The organism is Mycolicibacterium hodleri, from assembly GCF_025822245.1.
Taxonomy (GTDB): domain Bacteria; phylum Actinomycetota; class Actinomycetes; order Mycobacteriales; family Mycobacteriaceae; genus Mycobacterium; species Mycobacterium hodleri.
Genome location: NZ_JACKTL010000016.1, coordinates 1 through 19,732 on the forward strand (window position 1 = coordinate 1; position 19,732 = coordinate 19,732).

Here is a 19,732-nt window from a genome sequence, read left to right on the forward strand (position 1 = left end):
ACCCGGCTACGGGCCGATTCCCGCGGCGGTGGCGTGCCAGTTGGTCAACCGCGCCGTAAGTGACGACCGGTCACCCGGCTACGGGCCGATTCCCGCGGCGGTGGCGTGCCAGTTGGTCAACCGCGCCGTAAGTGACGACCGGTCACACGCGACACTGCGGCGGCTGTACCGCCACCCCGACTCCGGCGCCCTGATCGCGATGGAGTCCCGCGCCCGGGCCTTCCCCAAGGGCCTGACCCGGTTCATCGCCGTGCGCGACGACACCTGCCGCACCCCGTACTGCGACGCCCCGATCCGCCACACCGACCACGCCGTCGACCACGCCACGGGCGGACCGACCACCGCAGTCAACGGGCGGGGCACCTGCGCGGGGTGCAACTACGACAAACAGGCCCCCGGTTGGCGGGTGAGCAACCACCGCGACCGCGACGGCACCCACACCTGCGAGATCGTCACCCCCACCGGTGCCCGCCACCAGTCCACCGCACCACCCCTGCCCGGCCGACCCGGCAACCGCCGCAGCATCGTCGAAGTCGCCTTCGCCGACCACCTCGCCTGGCGCAACGCCGCCTGACGACGCCTCATACTGTTCGGGTGAAGGACAAGGATTCGGCCGGTCGCGGAGCAGGCCCGGGCGACAAGACGTGCATGGGCAGCGGCAAGCCGTGGACGGTCGACATCGCGGGCAAGCCGATCTGTCCGCGCTGTCGTCGCGCGTTGTCGACCGTTGCCGGCAAGGGCAAGACCGTCACCAACACCCCGAAGGTGCCCCGGCATGAACGGCCGGGACGACACCAGCACTAGATCCAGATGCCCTTGCCGACGGCCACGACGCCACCGGCACTGATCGCGAAACGTTCGCGGTCGCGCTCCAGATCCACTCCGACGTGCTCACCCGGTCCGACGACGACGTTCTTGTCGAGGATTGCGTGGCGCACCACGGCACCCCGCCCGATGCGCACGCCGGGCATGATGACGCTGCCCTCGACGATGGCGCCGTCGTTGATCACCACGTTGGACGACAACACCGAATTACGCACCGAGGCAGCCGAGACGATGCTGCCCGCCCCGACGACCGACTCCTGCGCCGAACCGCCGTTGACGAACTTGGCGGGGGCCAGGTTCTCCGGTTCGCCGCGGATCGGCCAGCGCCGGTTGTACAGATTGAAGATCGGGTGGACCGACACCAGGTCCATGTGCGCGTCGTAGAAGGCGTCCAGCGTGCCGACGTCGCGCCAGTAGCCGTGGTCGCGCTCCGTCGACCCGGGCACCTCATTGTCGTTGAAGTCGTATACCGCGGCCATGCCGTCGCGGACCAGACGCGGGATGATGTCGCCACCCATGTCGTGGTCGGAGTCGTCGTCGTCGGCGTCCGCGCGGATGGCGTCGACGAGCACCTTCGTGGTGAAGATGTAGTTGCCCATCGAGGCGTACGTCATCTCGGGATCGTCGGGGGTTCCCGGCGGATCGGCCGGCTTCTCCACGAACGCGCGAATCAGCCCGGACTCATCCGAGTCGATGCACCCGAATGCCGTCGCCTCCGCGCGCGGCACCCGAATGCCGGCAACGGTCGCGCCCGCTCCACTCTCGATGTGGAACTGCAGCATCTGCTCGGGATCCATCCGATAGATGTGGTCGGCGCCGAACACGACGACGTAATCGGGATCCTCGTCGTAGATGAGGTTGAGCGACTGCAGGATCGCGTCACCGGACCCCGTGTACCACCGCGGTCCGAGTCGCTGCTGCGCGGGAACGGGGGTGATGTACTCCCCGGCAAGCCCCGATAACCGCCAGTTCTGCGAAATGTGGCGGTCCAGCGAATGCGACTTGTATTGCGTGAGAACACAGATCTTCAAGTAGCGAGCGTTGACCAGATTCGACAGGACGAAGTCGATGAGCCGATAGGCACCGCCGAAGGGAACCGCGGGCTTCGCCCGATCCGCGGTCAGCGGGTATAGCCGCTTGCCTTCGCCGCCTGCCAGGACGATGCCCAAAACGGTTGGCAATTCCCTCATGGGTCAAACCTATCGGCCCGTAGAGACCGCGGCTAGGCATTCACGCTATTCCGACACGATTGACCGAACTGCTGTCGGACTGTCGGTCAAGACAATTGGGTCCGACTCGCTCACTGCACGGCGGCCGTGAACTACCGTCGTGCACATGCGAGTGGCGATGATGACACGGGAGTACCCACCGGAGGTCTACGGCGGCGCGGGGGTACACGTCACCGAACTGGTTGCCCAACTCAAGAACATGTGCGACGTGGACGTGCACTGCATGGGGGCACCGCGGCCGGACGAGCCGGACGTCTACGTCGCCGCGGCAGACCCCGCGCTCAGCGGCGCCAACCCCGCCCTGACGACGCTGTCGGCCGACCTCGTCATGGTCAACGCCGCGGCCGGCGCGACCGTCGCGCATTCGCACACCTGGTACGCCGGGCTCGCGGGTCATCTCGCCGCGATGCTGTACGGCATTCCGCACGTGTTGACGGCGCACTCCCTCGAGCCGATGCGGCCGTGGAAGGCAGAACAACTCGGCGGCGGATACCGGGTGTCGTCGTGGGTGGAACGCACCGCGGTCGAGGCGGCCGACGCGGTGATCGCGGTCAGCTCGGGCATGCGCGAGGACGTACTGGCCACCTACCCGGCCCTTGATCCCGATCGTGTGCACGTGGTGCGCAACGGCATCGACACCGAGAAGTGGTATCCCGACACCGACGGAGCGTTGGGCACCCTCGAGCGCATCGGCGTCGACCCGACGCGGCCCATCGTGGCGTTCGTCGGTCGCATCACGCGGCAGAAGGGTGTCGCCCACCTGGTTGCCGCGGCGCATCAATTCGCCCCGGAGGTGCAGCTGGTGTTGTGTGCAGGCGCGCCGGACACCCCGGAGATCGCCGCGGAGGTGGGCGGCGCAGTGGAGAAGCTTGCCGCCTCACGCGACGGCATCTTCTGGGTGCAGGAGATGCTTCCGACCGACCAGATTCGCGAAATATTGTCCGCGGCAACGGTCTTCGTCTGCCCGTCGGTGTACGAGCCGCTGGGCATCGTGAACCTGGAGGCGATGGCGTGCTCCACGGCGGTCGTCGCGTCCGACGTCGGAGGCATTCCCGAGGTCGTCGCGGAGGGCGAGACCGGCCTGCTGGTGCACTACGACGCCGCCGACGCGGCGGGTTTCGAGACCCGCCTGGCCAACGCGGTCAATGCGTTGATCGCCGATCCCGAACGGGCGGCCCAATTCGGCCGCACCGGCCGCCAGCGGTGCATCGACGAATTCTCCTGGGAGCGCATTGCCGAGCAGACCCTCGAGATCTATCGGATGGTCTCGAGCTAGCGGACCATCCGGCGGCGATTACGCGGTGACGTTCTTCAGTTCGTCGCCGAGTGCGGCGGCTTCGTCGGGAGTCAGTTCGACGACGAGACGCCCGCCACCCTCCAGTGGTACTCGCATCACGATGCCCCGCCCCTCCTTGGTTGCTTCTAGAGGACCGTCGCCGGTCCGGGGCTTCATCGCCGCCATCGAGTGCTCCCTTCCGCGTGCTCCGTTCCGCGTCCGCGAAACGGGTCGGGGCCGAGACTGCCCACTCGGCGACAGCACTCGGCACTGAACTGATCTCCGGACCATTGTTCCCTATCCGGGCCAGTGGATGTGCAAAGACCCGGGTTAGACGCCGAGTGTGGCGCTCTGCGCGACGGTGGGAACCCAACAGGACGCCAGGTGGTCGTCGACCATTCCGGTCGCCTGCATCAGGGCATACGCGGTCGTCGGGCCCACGAACTTGAAGCCGCGTCGCTTGAGTTCCTTCGCCATCGCCGTGGACTCTGGGGTGGTCGAGGGCACCTCGGACATGGTGGCCGGGCGTGGCCGCGACTCCGGGGCGAACGACCACAGCAACTCGCTCAGTCCGACGTCGAGGTCGGCCACCGCGCGTGCGTTGGCGATGGTTGCCTCGATCTTGGCGCGGTTGCGCACGATCCCGGCGTCGGCCATCAACCGCTCGACGTCACCGTCGCCGAAACGGGCGACCACGTCGGCATCGAAACGCTGGAAGGCCCGCCGGAAGTTGTCCCGCTTGCGCAGGATGATGAGCCACGACAGCCCGCTCTGGAAGGCCTCCAGCGTCATCCGTTCGAACAGCTCTCGGTCGCCGCGCAGCGGCTGGCCCCACTCGGTGTCGTGGTAGTTGCGGTAGAGCACGGAGTCGTCGGCCGCCCAGCGCTCGCCGGTGAAATCTGCCCAACTGCAACGCGTTCGGCCGTCGGGGTCGAGGACGGCGCTCACGGCTCGTCCCGCCCCTCGCCGGCCACCGCGTGCTCCTCGATCGCCGCGTCGGCGTCGGCGTCGGACTCCGCGACGAAGTCGTCGACGCCGTACGCGGCCCGAAGCGCCGCCACCTGACCGCGCAGCTGGTCGACCTCCTGACCGAGCCGGTCGAGCGCCCAGTCCACCTCGGCGACCTTGTAGCCGCGCAGCGTCTGGCTGAACTTCAGCGCCTCGACGTCGGCGCCGGTGATCTCCGAGGCAGGCAGCAAGGTGGCGGTGGTCCCGCGGGGCAGCGGCGGCAACCGCTCCCCGCGACCGAACAGCACGCTGCCGACGCCGAAGAGCACGACGGCGACCAAGATGAGGACCACCAGGTACAGCAGGATCAACGTCACGACGTCGATACTGCCTGACCCCTATGACAGTGGGGTTAGCGGACGGCGGGCAGGAGCGCGGCGACCCAGGATCTAGCGAGGGCGCAGCGTGGCCATCGGCGGGCGGTCGGCCAGCGAGACGGTCGACGTGCGGGCTGTGTAGTCCTCGCCGTCGGCGAAGAACTGGGTCAGGCCGACACCGGAGTCCGGCACCCCGCAGCGGGACAGCAGCGTCGCGATCACCTGACGGCTCATCGCGGCCAGCTCGGTCAGCGGGCGGTTGCGGTGGGTACGAACGCCGAGGTTCACCTGGGCGATCGCGTCCAGCCCCAGCCGGTCGTAGGTGTCGATGAGCAGCCCGATCTCGACGCCGTACGCCGGCGCGAACGGCAGCGCCGTGAGCAGTTCGCGGGTGCCCGCGTACTCACCGCCCAGGGGCTGGAGCAAGCACGTCAGCTCGGGGCGCAACGCGGCCAGCAGCGGCCGCGCGACCAGCTCGGTGACCCGGCCACCGCCGTTGGCATCCTCGCTGCCGCTGACCTTCAGGGGTCGACGGTAGAAGCCCTTGACCAGGTGCACGCCGTCGGTGGTCAGCAGCGGGCCCAACAGCTTGGGCACGAACATCGGGTCCGGGTCGATGAGGTCGGAGTCGACGAAGACGACCAGGTCACCGGTGGTGGCGGCGAGCGATCGCCACAGCACCTCACCCTTGCCGGGCTGCGGCGCGACTTCCGGGAGCGCGGCTTCGCGGCTGACCACCCTGGCCCCGGCGGCGACCGCGCGGATCTCGGTGTCGTCGGTCGAACCGGAGTCCAGCACCACGATCTCGTCGACCAGTCCGCCCAGCAGGGGCGTGATGGTGTCGACCACCGAGGCGACGGTCTCCTCCTCGTTCAGCGCGGGAAGGACCACCGAGATGGTCCGACCGGCCTTGGCGGCCTCCAGTTCGGCGACGGTCCACTGCGGCCGGCGCCACGTGTGGTCGGTCAGCCAACGGTGTTCTGCGATGGCCTCCACGGCGTCGAGTTCGGGTACCACGCTCATCGCTCGACTCCTGCTCGTTCCGGTCCTTGCTCGTCCCTTGCTGCGATCCTCGCTCGCTCTCGTCCTCGGGTGCTCATGCCAGTCCCCTTACGGTCCGCGTCGGTGGACGCACGCCCTGGATCGACGCAACCATTTCCAGGACGCGTCGCGTGGACCCCACCTCGTGGACCCGGAACATGGCAGCGCCCGCCTGCGCGGCGAGCGCGGTCGCGGCCAGAGTTCCCTCGAGGCGTTCGGTCAAGCCCACTCCCAGAGTCTCCCCGACGAAATCCTTGTTGCTCAGGGCCATCAGGACGGGCCATCCAGTGTTAACAAGGTCTTTTACGTGGCGCAACAAACTAAGACCATGGTGAGTGTTCTTACCGAAATCGTGCGTGGGATCGACCAGCACGGCGTCCCGCGCGACGCCTGCCGCGACCGCACGCTCGGCGGCCGAGGTCACCTCGGCGACGACGTCGTCGACCACGCCCCGCTCGGACAGGCCGTAGTTGACGCGGAACGGCCGTGTCCGCGGGACGGCGCCGCCGGTGTGGGAACACACCAGTCCGGCGCCGAACTCGGCGGCGACGGCCGCGAGACCGGGATCGGACCCGCCCCACGTGTCGTTGATGATGTCCGCCCCGGCCGCGCACGCCTGCTTGGCGACGGCCGCGCGCCACGTGTCGACGCTGATCAGCTGGTCGGGGTACGCGCCGCGCAACCACTCGATGAACGGGACGACGCGAGCGATCTCCTCGTCGGCGTCGACCGCGTCGCCAGGCCCGGCCTTCACGCCGCCGACGTCGACGACGTCGGCGCCCTCCTCGACGACCCGGTGCACGGCCGCCTTGGCGGCCTCGTCGGTGAAGTTGGCACCCCGGTCGTAGAACGAATCCGGCGTCCGGTTGACGATCGCCATGATCAAGGCGCGATCACCCGCCACGGGACGGCCCAGATACGTCGCCTGCATGCGTTCCAGGCTACGGCTCGGCCACGGGGCGCGTCGTGGTCAGGACTTGGGGCGTTTGCCGTCCACGACCTCGGCCGGATACTCGTCGTAGAACTCGACGTACCCCTCCTCGCGGCCGGCCAGCACGTAGATCGGGTCGTCCAGATCCCCGGTCTCGCCGGCGTCCTCGTCGCCCTCCCCGCTGCTGCCGCCGTAGCCCTGCTTGCGCAGGTCGACCTTCTGGCTCTTGAACGTCGAGGTGTGGGCCAGTTCGGAGGTGATGCGGACGAACAGCGGGACGGCGTATCCGGGCAGGTGTTCGTAGACCGCCTTGGCCAGCGCCTTGCCGTCGAACTCCTTGCCGTCCTTGAGCTGGATGGCCGCCATGCCGGCCTTGCCACCAGCACCCTCGACCTCGACGCCGAACACCGTCGCCTCCTCGACCTGCGGGTCGGTGGACACGGCGGCCTCGACTTCGGTGGTGGCGACGTTCTCGCCCTTCCACCGGAACGTGTCGCCGAGCCGGTCGGTGAAGGCGGCGTGGCCGAAGCCCTGTGACCGCATCAGGTCGCCGGTGTTGAACCAGACGTCGCCCTTCTTGAAGGCGTCGCGCACCAGCTTCTTCTCGGTCGCCTCCTTGTCGGTGTAGCCGTCGAACGGCTGGAAGTTGCTGACCTTCGACAGCAGCAGACCCGGCTGCCCGGTCTTGACCTTGTGCACGCGGCCGTCGTCGCCGCGGGCCGGTTCGCCGGTCTCGTCGTCGTACTCGACGAAGGCGATCGGCGACGGGCAGATGCCCGTGGTCTTGTCGACGTTGAACACGTTGAGGAAGGCGGTGTTGCCCTCGCTGGCGGCGTAGAACTCGCAGACCCGCGCGATGCCGAACCGCTTGGTGAAGTCGTCCCAAATCGTGGGGCGCAGGCCGTTGCCCGCGATCACGCGGACGCGGTGCTTGCGGTCGGTGGGCTTGGGCGGCTGGTTGAGCAGATAGGCACAGATCTCGCCGATGTAGACGAAGGCCGTCGCGTCGTGGCGGATGACCTCGTCCCAGAACTTCGACGCGGAGAACGACTTGCCGAGCGCGATGGTCGACCCCGAGTTGAGCACCGACGACAGCGCCACCGTCAGCGCATTGTTGTGGTAGAGCGGCAGGCAGCAGTACAGGGTGTCGTCGGTGGTCAAGCGCATGCCGAGCCCACCGAAGCCGGCCAGTGCGCGCAGCCAGCGGTAGTGGGTCATGACGCTGGCCTTGGGCATCCCGGTGGTGCCCGAGGTGAAGATGTAGAACGCCTTGTCCTTGGCCTGGACGGCGCTTGCGCTGGCCGGGTTGGTGGCCGGCGCGGAGGCGGCCTGCTGGATCAGCTCGTCGAGGGTCATCAGCCCGTCGGTGTCGGCCTCGCTTTCACCGATCGGGTCGATGAAGTCGTTCTCCGCCACCACGACCTTGGCGTCGAGCAAACCGATGCTGTGCGCCAGCACCTTGCCGCGCTGGTGGTAGTTCAGCATTCCGGCGACGGCCCCGCACTTGACGACCGCGAGCATCAACAACACCGAGTGCGGCGAGTTGCGCAACATGACGCCGACGACGTCGCCGGGCCCGACGCCGCGCGAGGCCAGCACCGCCGCGTAGCGGTTGACGGTCTCGTTGGACTCTCGGTAGCTCAGCTGCTGGTCGTCGAACTTGATGAAGGTCTTGTCGGCATGGCGGGCGGCCCGCTCCTGGAACACCTTGCCGATGGAGGTCTTCGCCGTCGGCCGAGCCAGGAAACCGGTGACGACGCCGCGGGCGATGACCGGCGCGTCCTTCAGAAGTCCGGGCAACCGCGGGGCGATGTCCAGGAGGCCGACGTTACTGCGGGTACCGGATTTCTCGTCGCTCACGACGCAACCATAACCGCGTCGTGGCAACGGTCACACGAGAGGTGCGCATGCGTCCAACGCCTCGCCGACCTCGGTGGCGACGATCAGCCGGTCGAGCGCACCCGTGCCGACGTATCCCGTGCCGACCAATCCGCGCAACCACGCAAGCAACCCGTCGTAGTGGCCGAACGGGTCGAGCATGACGATCGGCTTGTCGTGCATGCCGAGGTAGCCCGCGGTCCACGCTTCGAAGAACTCCTCCAGCGTGCCGATGCCGCCCGGCAGCACCAGGAATGCGTCGGCCCGGTCCTCCATGACCTGCTTTCGCTGGCGCATGGTGTCGGTGACGATCAGCTCTTCGGCGTCGACGTCGGCGAGTTCGCGGTGGACGAGCGCCTTGGGGATCACCCCGACGGTGCGGCCGTTGTGCGCCCGGGCGGCGCCAGCCACCGCGCCCATCGCCGAGACGTTTCCGCCGCCGGACACCAGCGTCCAGTCACGGTCGGCGATCGCCTCTCCCACGGCCGAGGCCAACTTCAGCAACTCCGGATGGGTGGGACCGGAGGCGCAATACACGCAGACCGCCCACGGGCCGCGTGATTCTGGGTCTTCTGAAGAGTCTGCGGGCACGGATGCAAAGTACCCGAGACGCGGCTCGTCGATTTCGCCGATGGAGCCAGGTTGAACCCCCATAAACTGCGGCGGTGTCCGACGGACCAGATGGGACGGCCGCAGCCGAGGAGGCCTTGGCGCGGGGCGACCTCGCCGTCGCCGAGGAATTGGGACGTGCGGCGCTGCGCGACGAGGGATCGCTCGCGGCCCGGCTGACCCTGGCTCAGGCATTGGCGTGGCAGGGCCGAGGACGCGACGCGGACGCGGTGATGTCGGAAGTGGACGAATCCGCCTTGGACGACACCGATTTGATGGCATGGGCCCTCCCCCGGGCGGCCAACCAGTTCTGGATGCTCGATCAGCCCGAACGCGCGACCGCGTTCCTGCACACGGTGCGCGGCAGGCTGACCTCCGCCGGAGCCGGCGCGACGGTGGACGCCCTGCTGGGCACGTTCACGATGAACGCGGGCAGCCCGGAACGCGCGATCCAGCTGGCGCGCGAGGTGCTGAGCTCACCGACCGCCGAGCGGCAAGCCGTTGGCTGGGCCGCGTCCGCGGCGGCGCTCTGCAACGCCAGGATGGGCAACTTCGCCGACGTCGACCAGCTCGCCGAGCGGGCGATCGCCGCGGGTCATCCCGGCCTGCTGCGCTTCACCAGTGCATTCGGCCAGACCACTGCCCTGGTGATGTCGGGTGAGCTGGACCGCGCCCAAGACCTGGCGCAGGAGCTCGTCGACGCGTCGCCGCCGTCGCACCCGAGCCACGCGATCGGCGGGCTTCTCGTCGCCGACGTGTTGATCGCTCGCGGGGACCCGGCCGACGCGGTGCCGACGCTGGAGGCTGCGGCCGCCGCACTGGCCCCGACCGGATACTCGTGGGGACCGTTGGCGTGGATGTTGTTGGCGCAGGCGCTCGGTCAGCTGGGTCGGACCGCGGACGCGGGACGCATCCTGGCGAAGGCCGAGGCCCGCCACGGACTCAAGTCGATGCTGTTCGCACCGGAGCTGTCGGTGGCGCGGGCTTGGACGGCGGCGGCGCGCCGGGACTCGCCTGGAGCGGTGGACGCGGCACGAGAGGCGGCCCGCGCCGCCGAGCGTGGGGGCCAGTCGGCGATCGCCCTTCGGGCGCTGGTCGACGCGGTACGCCTGGGCGACACGAGGGCTGGCGACGCCGTCGAACGGTTGACCGTGGACTGCGCCGTCCGGCCGCTGGCACTGGCCTACGCGCGGGCCCTCACGGCGAGAGACGCCGACGGCCTCGAGGCGGCAGCAAACGGCTTCGAAGCGATCGGCATGCGCGGGGTCGCCGCCGACGCCCGGCGGCACGCGCGAAGTTGACGCGATGACGGGTAGTCGAGCGGACTTAGAATTGGGCGTTCGCATACGCAAGGGGGCTGTCGGTGGGTGTTCTGGACGGGTTCATCGCGACGTGGTCCAACGCTCGCGAGACCTTCGGCCAGGGCGTTCCCGCCACGGGTGAGCAGTTCGACAAGAGCGGGCCACTGCGCGACATGCAGTCGACGGTCGAGTCGGCCGCCCCCGGGTCGCGCTGGACCGGCGCCGCCGCCGCGGCCTATCACACCGCCAACGCCGACCACGGCAAGGTCTTCGCTCAGCTGGCCTCGCTGGATCAGCAACTGAGCAACCACGTGAACGCGTCGTCTCAGGTCGTGGCGGCCGGCCGCCAGAACCTGGAGACGATTCGCAAGTGGGTCGTCGACGGCGCGGCGGCCGTGCCCCCCGGCAAGAACCACGACCAGATGGTGATGCAGATCGTGAACAAGGGGCTGGGGCAGCTCCGCGAGGTCGTCGCCAAGTCCAACGGGGACCTCGCCACCATCGGCGGCAAGATTCGCGGGCTCGGCGGGGAGTACGAGGCGCTGGGGAATCAGAAGTTCGCGCCGAAGGAGGGGGTCGGCGACGGCGTTCTCGGTGTCAAGGGTGACGACGAAGACGAGAAGGACAAAGACGAGAAGAAGAAGACCGAAGAGAGCGGTGACCAGGGACGAGAGGACGGCGACTCGCTGTCAGACGGAAAGCTGTCTCCCGAAGAGGAAAAGCGGTTACATGACGCAACCACTCTCACACCTGAGCAGAAGACGGCGCTTGACCAGGGCAATTTGACCATCCCTCCCGAACGAATGGCCTACCTCAACGGCCTGTCCCATTCGCTCGACGGCAAGTCGCCCGCCGAGATCAAGGCCACTCTCGACGGCCTTCCGCCAGCCGACGCCAAGGCGGTGTCCAACGCGTTACACCTGGTCGGGTCCGACGCCGTCAAGACCTCCGTCGACCCGTCGATAAAGCCCGGCGACCCCGGCTACGTTCCGCCGACGGGCGGCAAGGACAACCTGCCAACGAGCATCAAGGACGTCTTCGACGCCCCGCTCAAGAATTCGCCGGTGCCCGAACAGGTCATCGGCGCCGACGGCAAGCCCCACATCGAGTTGCCCGATCCCAACAAGCCCTACAAGTTCCTCGACGAGTATCGCGACATCGCTGCAATCTCGAACTATGGAGATCACGACGTCCAGCGCAGCAGCGCCCTGAACGAGGGCATGCTCGCCGAATCCCGCGAACTGTTAAGCGATTACGACAGTGACCATCGACCCAATCCAGGCCTGGGTACGGCCTGGGGCCACGAACACCTGGACCCGACGCTGCAAGACTTGATTTCAGCGTCGTCACACGACCCGATCGCTGTGCACGATGCGTTCGCCGGCGTGGACGGCCACTCGCCCGACAACGACTTCATTAGCGACGTGTACCAGCACGACTGGGCCGACGACGGCAAGGCAGCCGGTGAGTTGTTTCCAGACGCCACAGACCATTCCGCGCGCGCCGGTCAGACCATGCACGCGTTCGACGCCTACGCCGGTGAGAAGTACCAGGACCTGCTCAACATGAACGGCGGCAAGGAATCGCTCGGGGAGGTCAACCCCAACTTGGTGCAGTCATTGGCCGAGGCGAACAAGCCCTACATCGACGACATGACGGGCGTCAACATCGACGGCACTCAGGGCTTCGACAAGCTCGACAATGGGGCCAATGCCAACAATATGCGCGGCCTGTTCGCCGTGATCGACTCCGATCCGACGGCTGAGAAGAGCTTCAACGACCACGCGACGGCAACGTGGCGAGACATCGTGGCCGAATACTCCCAGAACCTTGCGCACACGGGCATTCCCGACGGAGATCTGCTGGCGGCCGCGGGCAAGCTCACTGGCGCGCAAGACATGGGCGAGTACATCCATCAGCTCGACATGGGCAAGAGCAACTACGAAGCCTCCATGGAAACTTGGAACAAGAGAGGCGAGTGGTACGACAGCATTCACGACATCGCGGCGGCGGTCCCGGGCCTCAAGGACTCCGTCGACGTCTACGACGGTCTTCCGGGGGATCCGCTGAGAGAACTCTTCGTCGGCCAACAGCCGACGGCAGGGACGTTGACGCCGATGCCGTTGCACGACATGGACGAGGTGACACGTTCCGTCGCAGCGTATCTCGTCCACGAGAAGATCGGCGACCTGTCGGGCTTGGGTCCAACGGCTCAGAGCGGCGTGCTACCGCCTGGCACTCCGCAATACCTCATCGACGACTACCTTTCGAAGGTCGCAGGGCGCAACGAGTTCCCCTACATCAAGTGGTCGGAGGCCTACCAAGCATCCATCTACGTGTCGGAGGGCGAATTCGACAAGATCAAGCCACCGGAGGGATGAGTCAGCTGACCGAGTCACGCGTCACGTCACTGGGCCGCATTGCGCTGCAACTGGGGCTGACCCTCCTCGTCGCGGCCGCGGGTTGCCGATCAACGCCAACGGCACCGCCCACGTCGGCATCGCCTAATGCGCAACGCCTTTACCAGTGGCCTGAGAAGCTCGAGGACTTCCGCTTTCGGTGGTACGCCGATCCGAACTTCGAGCTGACCACGGGCTGGGCAGTACCGCTGCGCGCCTATTTGGAGTCCCGGATTGTCGTCGAGTACACCGATGACGCGAAGGCCGGGTACCCGGGTTTCGAGCGGGCCACCCCGTCGCCCGTCCAGCCCGGCTCGACCGAGCTGCTGGAGACGCCGTATGCACAGCGTGAAATTCGCATGCCGCGAGGCCCGTCGACCTTCGACGACCCGGGCCAGCGAATCGTCGGAAACGAAGAGTTGGACGTGCTTCAGACCGAGCCCATCCCCGACGGCTTTCGCGCATTCGTCTGCGACGCGACCTTCGACACCTACAAGCAAGCCGGCGGCGCATCGCAGTACGTACCCGTCAAGTCCTACCCCGGGTTTCAGCCGACCGACGTCGAGAACATGAAGGTCTGGCGGATCGAGTTCAGCTCCCGCGATTCGCGCCTGGCCCCGGGAGCACCAGCCTCACCCGACACCCCACAGAGCGGCCCGCTACCCGCACCACAAACCGACGTCTTCGGCCCATGGTTCGTCACGGGGGCACTCGGCGTCGGGGGTTGGTCCGACAGCGATCATCCCGATCTGATCCAGGGCAGCCCTGAACAACAGGGCCAATTTCGCGAAGCACAGGACGCCGAGACGGCGATGCGGCAACGTTGTCTCGACCGCTATCCGCTCGACGCTGCACAACGCGCGGCACGCGCACAGACCACGCTCGTGAAACCGCCGACGGTGAACCCGGCGACACCCGGCTGGCCCGACTAGGCGAAGTAGTCACCGACGCAAGCAAACTGCCGCTCCAATGCCGGCTGCGTCGCCCATAGAATCGATTGACGCGCACCAAGAGAGGACCATCATGGGCGGCGAATTCACCCTGGACGGCAACGGCCTGGCACCACTGGCCGAGATCCACTCGCAGGTCGCCACCGGGCTGTCACAGCTGACCGGGCCGGGCGGCCCACAGGCGGCCGACGTCGCCCGCTCGTTCGGCAACATCGCGTTCTCGGTGAACAACGCCCTCGACGGCGTGACCCAGAGCCGCGGGAACACGCTTCAGGCCACGAAGGGCTCCAGCGACACCATCGCGGAGCTCCTCGGCAAGGCCGACAAGCTGTACGCCCAGGGCGACCAGGAAGGTGCGGCCAAGCTCAGGGCCGCGGCCGAGACACTGGAGAGCGCCGGAGCAGCCGGCGGAGGCGCAGGCGCAACCGGCGCGACCGGCGCCGGTGGGACAGGCGCTGGCGCGGCAGCCGGTGGCGGCGGTGCCGAGATGGCGGGCCAGATGGCCAGCCAGGTGGGCCAGCAGGTCGGCCAAATCGCCCAGGGCATGGCGCAATCCGTGCAGGGGCTCGCGCAAGGTCTCACCCAGTTGCCGCAGCAGATCATGCAGGGCATCCAGGGCATGGCCGGGTCGGCCGGCAAGGGTTCGGCTGCCGAGGAGCTGGCCAAGGCCCGCGAGGACAAGGCCGACGCGGACGAGCCCCGTGACGCCGAGGAGCGCAAGCGCGAGGAGGCCGAGGCCGCCGAGAAGCGAGCCGAGGAGGAACGCGCGCACCAGCGGCCGCCGGCCCACGGCGACGGCGCCCAGCCCGGTCGCTCCACCGACGCCGGCCCTGCTCCCGTGGCGCCCCCCGCACCGGAGCGTCCGCAGCCCGCGCAGACACGGCCGCAACAGTCCTCCCTCTAGGACAACACGCCGTCGGCGAGGTGCAGCCTGCGCTGAACGCCGATCGCGCCGAGGAAGCTCTCGTCATGGCTGACCACCACGAAGGCGCCCCGATAGGCGTTCAGCGCCGCCTCCAACTGGCTCGTGCTGACCAGGTCGAGGTTGTTGGTCGGCTCGTCGAGAAGCAGTAGTTGCGGGGCGGGTTCGGCGTTGAGCACGCAGACCAGCGTTGCCCTGAGCCGCTCCCCACCCGAGAGCGCCGCCACGGGTAGGTCGACGTGATCATCGCGAAAGAGGAACTGCGCCAACAGATGCATGCGTCGGGTATGTGTCAGGCGGGGAGCGAAGGCGGCCAAGCTCTCGCCGACGCTGCGCTCGGGGTCGAGCAGGTCGAGCCGTTGCGACAGGTAGGCGATCCGTCCTTCGGCACGCTGCACCTCGCCCCGCTCCGGCAGCAGGTCACCGCTGAACAGTCTCAGTAGCGTGGACTTGCCCGCCCCGTTGACTCCGGTCAACGCGATGCGTTCGGGCCCGCGGATGTCCAGATCAATTCCTTTGTCCGCGAACAGGTCACGGGTCCCGACCCGAACTCGAAGACCTCGTGCGGTCAGCACCGTGCGGCCCGCGGGCACGTCGGTCTCGGGCAGGTCGAGCACGATGACGTCGTCGTCGCGCAGGGCACGTTCGGCCTGATCCAGCCGACTTCGCGCGTCGTCGACCCGCTTGCCGTGGACGTCGTCGGCCCTGGCCGCCGACTCCTGGGCGTCGCGTTTGAGCTTGCCCGCCACGATCTTCGGCAGCCCGGCGTCCTTGACGTTGCGCGCGGCGGTCCCCGAACGCTTCGCCGCTCGCTCGCGGGCCTGTTGCATCTGCCGCCTCTCGCGCTTCAACAGCTGCTCGGCGTTGCGGACGTCCGACTCGGCGGATTGTCGGGCGGCGTCGACAGCGGCCTCGTAGTCGGTGAAACTCCCGCCGTAGAAACGTATTTCACCGCGATGCAACTCGGCGATGCGATCCATCCGATCGAGCAGGACCCTGTCGTGGCTGACGACCAATAGCGTCCCGCCGAAGTCGTCGAGCGCGGAATGCAACCGTCGGCGCGCCTCGACGTCGAGGTTGTTGGTCGGCTCGTCGAGGAGCAGGACGTCCGGCCGTCTGAGCAGTTGGGCCGCCAGACCCACCGACACCACTTCGCCGCCGCTGAGGGAGCCGAGGCGCCGATCCATCGCCAGGTGCGCCAACCCCAGGCGGTCGAGTTGGGCCCGCAGTCGCTCCTCGACGTCCCAGTCGTCGCCGATGGTCGCGAACACCGCGTCGGAGGCGTCACCGGCGGCCAGGGCGTCCAGCGCCGCGACGACGGGTGCGACGCCAAGGACCTCGGCGACGGTCCGGTGAGCCTCGAACGGCAACGTCTGCGGCAGGTACCCGACGGCGCCGTCGACGACGACACTTCCGGCAGTCGGACGCAGTTCTCCCGCAACGAGTTTGAGCAGCGTGCTCTTGCCAGCCCCATTGGGTGCGACCAGACCTGTGCGGCCACCCGGCACGGTGAAGGACAGGTCTTCGAACAGTGAGATGTCGTCGGCCCAGCCGAACGACAGACGTGACGAAACGAGGGAAGACATGGAAGGGCTTTCTTGCTGGTGCCCTGATCTAGGGCAGGCGAGGACGACGGAAGAGAAGCTCCGAGCTATCCGGAGAGGTCGTCACCCAGCATGGAATCCATGGTAGCGGCGTCAGTCAACCAAATATTGGCGCAGCATCTCGGTGGCCGCGGTGATCTGCGTGACGTCCACGCGCTCGTCGACCCGGTGGGCCATGTTCGGGTCGCCGGGACCGTAGTTGACTGCGGGAATGCCAAGCGCGGCGAAGCGCGCGACGTCGGTCCAGCCGAACTTGGCCCGCACCTGTCCGCCGGCCGCACGCACCAGTGCCGCGGCGGCGGGCTTAGTAAGGCCGGGCAGCGCTCCGGGGGCGGCGTCGGTGCGTTCCACGTCGACGTCGAGTCCGTGCAGCACCTCGCGGACGTGCGCCTCGGCCTGTTCGACGCTGCGGTCGGGCGCGAAGCGGAAGTTCACCGTGACCGACGCCGCGTCCGGAATGACGTTGCCGGCGATGCCGCCGTCGATGCGGACTGCGGACAATCCCTCGCGGTACGTGCAGCCGTCGACGTCGACGCTGCGCGCCTCGTACGACGACAGCCGGTCGAGCACGGCACCCAGCTTGTGAATGGCGTTGTCACCCAACCACGAGCGCGCCGAGTGCGCCCTGGTGCCCCTCGCCCGGACGACGACGCGGATGGTTCCCTGGCAACCGGCTTCGATGAACCCGCCGGACGGTTCCCCGAGAATCGCGAGGTCGGCCCGCAGCCACTCGGGCAACTCGCGCTCGATGCGGCCGAGTCCGTTGGCGCTGGATTCGATCTCCTCGCAGTCGTACATCACCACCGTGACGTCGTGCGACGGTTCGGCGACGGTGGCGGCCAGGTGCAGGAACACCGCGTCGCCGGACTTCATGTCCGACGTACCGCAGCCGAACAGTTCGTCGCCGACGCGGCGGCTGGGCACGTTGTCCGCGGCGGGCACGGTGTCCAGGTGACCAGCGAGAATCACGCGCGACGGCCGCCCGAGGTTGGTGCGGGCCAGGACGGCGTCGCCGTTGCGGATCACCTCGTAACCAGGCGCCTGTGCGCGTAGGGCGGCCTCGACCTCGTCGGCGATGCGTTGCTCGTGCCGCGACTCGCTGGGGATGTCCACCAGCGCGGCGGTCAGTTCGATCGGATCGGCTCGCAAGTCCAGGCCCACAGTCGTCGAGGTTAGTTCCGGCGGGAAGAGCGAAGCGACCGGGGATGACAATCCAGTAGCCTTTGGGACCGTGACTTCAGCATCAGGCGTGGGCGTGGCCACCATCACGGCCGAGGGGACGATTCTCGACACCTGGTTCCCCGAGCCGGAAATCGGCGACGGGGACGACGCGACGACGGGGACGAATCGGCTGTCGGTGGCCGAGGTGACCGACGAGCTGGGCGACCTGACCGGCCGCGACGAAGAACGCGACGTCGAGACGGTCATCGTGCGCACCACCATCGCCTCACTCGACGACAAGCCCGTCGACGCGTTCGACGCCTACCTTCGTCTGCATCTGCTGTCACACCGCCTCATCGCCCCGCACGGCGCCAACATGGACGGCGTCTTCGGGTTGCTCGCCAACGTGGTGTGGACCAACTACGGCCCGTGCGCGGTCGAGGGATTCGAACTGACGCGCGCGCGGCTGCGACGGCGTGGGCCGGTGACCGTCTACGGCGTCGACAAGTTCCCGCGGATGGTCGACTACGTGATGCCGACCGGCGTCCGCATCGCCGACGCGGACCGGGTGCGCCTCGGCGCCCACCTGGCATCCGGGACGACGGTCATGCACGAGGGATTCGTGAACTTCAACGCCGGCACTCTCGGCACGTCCATGGTCGAGGGCCGGATCTCCGCGGGCGTGGTGGTCGGCGACGGCTCCGACGTCGGCGGCGGCGCGTCGATCATGGGCACCCTGTCCGGCGGCGGCAAGGAAGTCATCTCCGTCGGCAAGCGGTGCCTGCTCGGTGCCAATTCCGGGCTGGGCATCTCCCTCGGCGACGACTGCGTCGTCGAAGCAGGCCTCTACGTCACCGGCGGCACCAAGGTGACCACGTCGGACGGTCAGACCGTGAAGGCCAAGGACCTGTCGGGCGCCGACAACCTTCTGTTCCGCCGCAATTCGCTGTCCGGGGCGGTCGAAGTGGTGTCCCGCGACGGAACCGGCATCACCCTCAACGACGCCCTGCACGCCAACTGACGCCTACCGGCAGCGCGACACCCGCAGCATCGCGACGCCGTGCGCGGGGACGGTTTGGCTGACGTCGCCCGCCGTGGTGGCCTCGGAGTGCTGCCACAGATCACGAACGATGAAGCACTGGCTGCCCGACAGGCCGACGGCATGTGCGTCGGTGTGAATCGCGACGGGCACGGCGTCGGAGTTGAACAACGCCACCGCCACCGATCCGTCCGCCAGGGGTTTGACGATGATCCTGGGATCCTCAAGTAGCGGAAGTCCCTGAAGAACAAGCGGATCCTGGTCGACGGCGATGACCTCGCGATTGGTCAGGATGCTGCGGGTGTCCTCGTCCATCGACCGCACGTCGTTGCCGGCCAGCAGTGGCGCCGCCAGCATCGCCCACAGCGAGAAGTGCGCGCGCTGTTCGACGTCGGTCAGGTCGGGCCGCTGTGACCCCAGCGCCATCGTGGGGTGCCCGCGGACGAACTGCGACCAGCCGATGCCGACCACCAGCATGTCCGGGTCGTTGACGTGCCTCGGGCCGTCGTGGGGCGCGCTGGGTCCGGCGGCGGCGAACGCCTGGCTGACTCCGGCGAGCCCCTCGGCCCACAGTTCCTCGTCGCCCCATGCGGGCACCAGGTCCATGGCGTCGCGGCTGACGTCGGCGATGCGGGACCAGTCGTACTCGGTGCCGGCGTCGGTATCCCCCGAACTGTTGGGGTTGATGCTGTAGATGATGTGACGACCACTGTCCCGCAACGCATCTCGCATCGCCGCGAAGTACTTCACCTGGTCGTTGTGGCCGGCGTCGAGCCGGCACCAGTCGTACTTCAGGTAGTCGACGCCCCACGCGGCGAAGGTGCGCGCGTCGGCTTGTTCGTGTCCGGCGCCGCCGATCCGCGGGTCCTGGCCGCACCCCTGGTTGAACGGGCTGTGGTAGATGCCGAGGAGCATGCCGCGCTGGTGCGCGTAGGCGGCCACCGCCGCGATGCCGTGGGGAAACCTGACGGGGTCGGCGCGCAGCTCGCCGTTCGCGTCACGGGTGGGCGCGGCCCAGCCCGCGTCGAGGTTGACGTACCGGTAGCCGGCGTCCCGCATGCCCGAGGACACCATGGCGTCGACGGTGTCCTCGACGGCCTGCTCGGTCAGCGGAATTCCGGAGTTCCAGGAGTTCCACCCCATCGGCGGGATTTGGGTCGGACGCGGTTTGGCGGCCGGCGACGACGCGCACGCGGACAGCACGCCGACGCAGAGCACCAACACCCACAGACGACGCACGCG

At 68.2% G+C, this 19,732-nt stretch carries 17 protein-coding genes and 3 pseudogenes; 8 read left to right on the top strand and 12 right to left on the bottom strand.

Features of this window, described 5'->3' with window-relative positions; genetic code table 11:
- Together H7J06_RS03740 and H7J06_RS03745 are read left to right on the top strand one after the other, a co-directional pair.
- Positions 1-574 (top strand): annotated as a pseudogene (locus H7J06_RS03740) (HNH endonuclease); the annotation flags it as partial.
- Between the two features lie 20 nt (positions 575-594).
- Positions 595-804: a hypothetical protein gene (locus tag H7J06_RS03745; protein ID WP_264037125.1), complete on the top strand. Its 210-nt coding sequence runs from the start codon at positions 595-597 to the stop codon at positions 802-804.
- Here H7J06_RS03745 and glgC read toward each other — a convergent pair.
- Entirely contained in the window at positions 801-2,015 is a 1,215-nt protein-coding gene (gene glgC, locus H7J06_RS03750) for a glucose-1-phosphate adenylyltransferase (protein WP_264037127.1), read from the bottom strand. The genes H7J06_RS03745 and glgC overlap by 4 nt on opposite strands.
- Before the next feature lie 145 nt (positions 2,016-2,160).
- On the opposite strand from glgC, the gene glgA reads away from it, so the two are divergent.
- Complete coding sequence (glgA, locus tag H7J06_RS03755) at positions 2,161-3,330, top strand: glycogen synthase (protein WP_264037129.1); 1,170 nt, start codon at positions 2,161-2,163, stop codon at positions 3,328-3,330.
- Positions 3,331-3,348: 18 nt separating this feature from the next.
- Here glgA and H7J06_RS03760 read toward each other — a convergent pair whose 3' ends face one another.
- The 7 genes from H7J06_RS03760 to log form a co-directional block, all read right to left on the bottom strand.
- Positions 3,349-3,516, bottom strand: a complete 168-nt coding sequence (locus tag H7J06_RS03760) for a DUF3117 domain-containing protein (RefSeq protein ID WP_069392118.1) — start codon at positions 3,514-3,516, stop codon at positions 3,349-3,351.
- Between the two features lie 144 nt (positions 3,517-3,660).
- Positions 3,661-4,278 carry a DNA-3-methyladenine glycosylase I gene (locus tag H7J06_RS03765; RefSeq protein ID WP_264037131.1) on the bottom strand — a complete coding sequence of 206 codons (618 nt, stop codon included), beginning with the start codon at positions 4,276-4,278 and terminating at the stop codon, positions 3,661-3,663.
- Positions 4,275-4,655, bottom strand: a complete 381-nt coding sequence (locus H7J06_RS03770) for a DivIVA domain-containing protein (protein ID WP_264037133.1) — start codon at positions 4,653-4,655, stop codon at positions 4,275-4,277. The genes H7J06_RS03765 and H7J06_RS03770 overlap by 4 nt, the downstream gene beginning before the upstream one ends.
- 72 nt (positions 4,656-4,727) lie before the next feature.
- Positions 4,728-5,678: a glucosyl-3-phosphoglycerate synthase gene (locus tag H7J06_RS03775; protein WP_264037135.1), complete on the bottom strand. Its 951-nt coding sequence runs from the start codon at positions 5,676-5,678 to the stop codon at positions 4,728-4,730.
- A gap of 73 nt (positions 5,679-5,751) precedes the next feature.
- Positions 5,752-6,627 carry a dihydropteroate synthase gene (folP, locus tag H7J06_RS03780; RefSeq protein ID WP_264037137.1) on the bottom strand — a complete coding sequence of 292 codons (876 nt, stop codon included), beginning with the start codon at positions 6,625-6,627 and terminating at the stop codon, positions 5,752-5,754.
- Positions 6,628-6,666: 39 nt separating this feature from the next.
- The gene (gene fadD6 / locus H7J06_RS03785; protein WP_264037139.1) at positions 6,667-8,487 is read right to left on the bottom strand and encodes a long-chain-acyl-CoA synthetase FadD6; all 1,821 of its coding nucleotides are present in this window, start codon (positions 8,485-8,487) and stop codon (positions 6,667-6,669) included.
- A 30-nt stretch (positions 8,488-8,517) separates the two neighbouring features.
- Complete coding sequence (gene log / locus H7J06_RS03790; protein WP_264037140.1) at positions 8,518-9,096, bottom strand: cytokinin riboside 5'-monophosphate phosphoribohydrolase; 579 nt, start codon at positions 9,094-9,096, stop codon at positions 8,518-8,520.
- An 89-nt stretch (positions 9,097-9,185) separates the two neighbouring features.
- Between log and H7J06_RS03795 the strand changes: the two are divergent.
- The 4 genes and pseudogenes from H7J06_RS03795 to H7J06_RS03810 form a co-directional block, all read left to right on the top strand.
- A pseudogene (locus H7J06_RS03795) lies at positions 9,186-10,415 on the top strand (tetratricopeptide repeat protein); the annotation flags it as partial.
- A gap of 62 nt (positions 10,416-10,477) precedes the next feature.
- Complete coding sequence (locus H7J06_RS03800) at positions 10,478-12,796, top strand: TPR repeat domain-containing protein (RefSeq protein WP_264037141.1); 2,319 nt, start codon at positions 10,478-10,480, stop codon at positions 12,794-12,796.
- Entirely contained in the window at positions 12,793-13,746 is a 954-nt protein-coding gene (locus H7J06_RS03805; protein WP_264037142.1) for a hypothetical protein, read from the top strand. Before H7J06_RS03800 ends, H7J06_RS03805 begins: the two co-directional genes overlap by 4 nt.
- Positions 13,747-13,837: 91 nt before the next feature.
- Positions 13,838-14,668, top strand: coding sequence for a type VII secretion target (locus H7J06_RS03810; protein ID WP_264037143.1), 831 nt, complete (start codon positions 13,838-13,840; stop codon positions 14,666-14,668).
- Here the strand turns inward: H7J06_RS03810 and H7J06_RS32785 are convergent.
- The 3 genes and pseudogenes from H7J06_RS32785 to dapE form a co-directional block, all read right to left on the bottom strand.
- Complete coding sequence (locus H7J06_RS32785) at positions 14,665-15,666, bottom strand: ATP-binding cassette domain-containing protein (RefSeq protein ID WP_443678416.1); 1,002 nt, start codon at positions 15,664-15,666, stop codon at positions 14,665-14,667. The genes H7J06_RS03810 and H7J06_RS32785 overlap by 4 nt on opposite strands.
- A gap of 15 nt (positions 15,667-15,681) precedes the next feature.
- Positions 15,682-16,272: pseudogene (locus tag H7J06_RS32790) on the bottom strand (ATP-binding cassette domain-containing protein); the annotation flags it as partial.
- A 111-nt stretch (positions 16,273-16,383) separates the two neighbouring features.
- Positions 16,384-17,451, bottom strand: coding sequence for a succinyl-diaminopimelate desuccinylase (gene dapE, locus H7J06_RS03820; protein ID WP_264037146.1), 1,068 nt, complete (start codon positions 17,449-17,451; stop codon positions 16,384-16,386).
- 70 nt (positions 17,452-17,521) lie between these two features.
- Between dapE and dapD the strand changes: the two genes are divergently transcribed.
- Positions 17,522-18,472 (top strand): 2,3,4,5-tetrahydropyridine-2,6-dicarboxylate N-succinyltransferase, encoded by a 951-nt coding sequence (dapD, locus tag H7J06_RS03825; RefSeq protein WP_264037148.1) that lies wholly within the window; start codon positions 17,522-17,524, stop codon positions 18,470-18,472.
- Positions 18,473-18,475: 3 nt separating this feature from the next.
- On the opposite strand, the gene H7J06_RS03830 is transcribed toward dapD, so the two are convergent.
- Positions 18,476-19,729, bottom strand: a complete 1,254-nt coding sequence (locus H7J06_RS03830) for a glycoside hydrolase family 27 protein (RefSeq protein WP_264037150.1) — start codon at positions 19,727-19,729, stop codon at positions 18,476-18,478.
- Between the last annotated feature and the right edge of the window lie 3 nt (positions 19,730-19,732).

Coding starts and splice junctions, on each gene's coding strand:
- glgC (WP_264037127.1), bottom strand. CDS start 2,015: ATGAGGGAATTGCCAACCGTTTTGGGCATCGTCCTGGCAGGCGGCGAA.
- glgA (WP_264037129.1), top strand. CDS start 2,161: ATGCGAGTGGCGATGATGACACGGGAGTACCCACCGGAGGTCTACGGC.
- H7J06_RS03760 (WP_069392118.1), bottom strand. CDS start 3,516: ATGGCGGCGATGAAGCCCCGGACCGGCGACGGTCCTCTAGAAGCAACC.
- H7J06_RS03775 (WP_264037135.1), bottom strand. CDS start 5,678: ATGAGCGTGGTACCCGAACTCGACGCCGTGGAGGCCATCGCAGAACAC.
- folP (WP_264037137.1), bottom strand. CDS start 6,627: ATGCAGGCGACGTATCTGGGCCGTCCCGTGGCGGGTGATCGCGCCTTG.
- H7J06_RS03805 (WP_264037142.1), top strand. CDS start 12,793: ATGAGTCAGCTGACCGAGTCACGCGTCACGTCACTGGGCCGCATTGCG.
- H7J06_RS03810 (WP_264037143.1), top strand. CDS start 13,838: ATGGGCGGCGAATTCACCCTGGACGGCAACGGCCTGGCACCACTGGCC.
- H7J06_RS32785 (WP_443678416.1), bottom strand. CDS start 15,666: ATGGATCGCATCGCCGAGTTGCATCGCGGTGAAATACGTTTCTACGGC.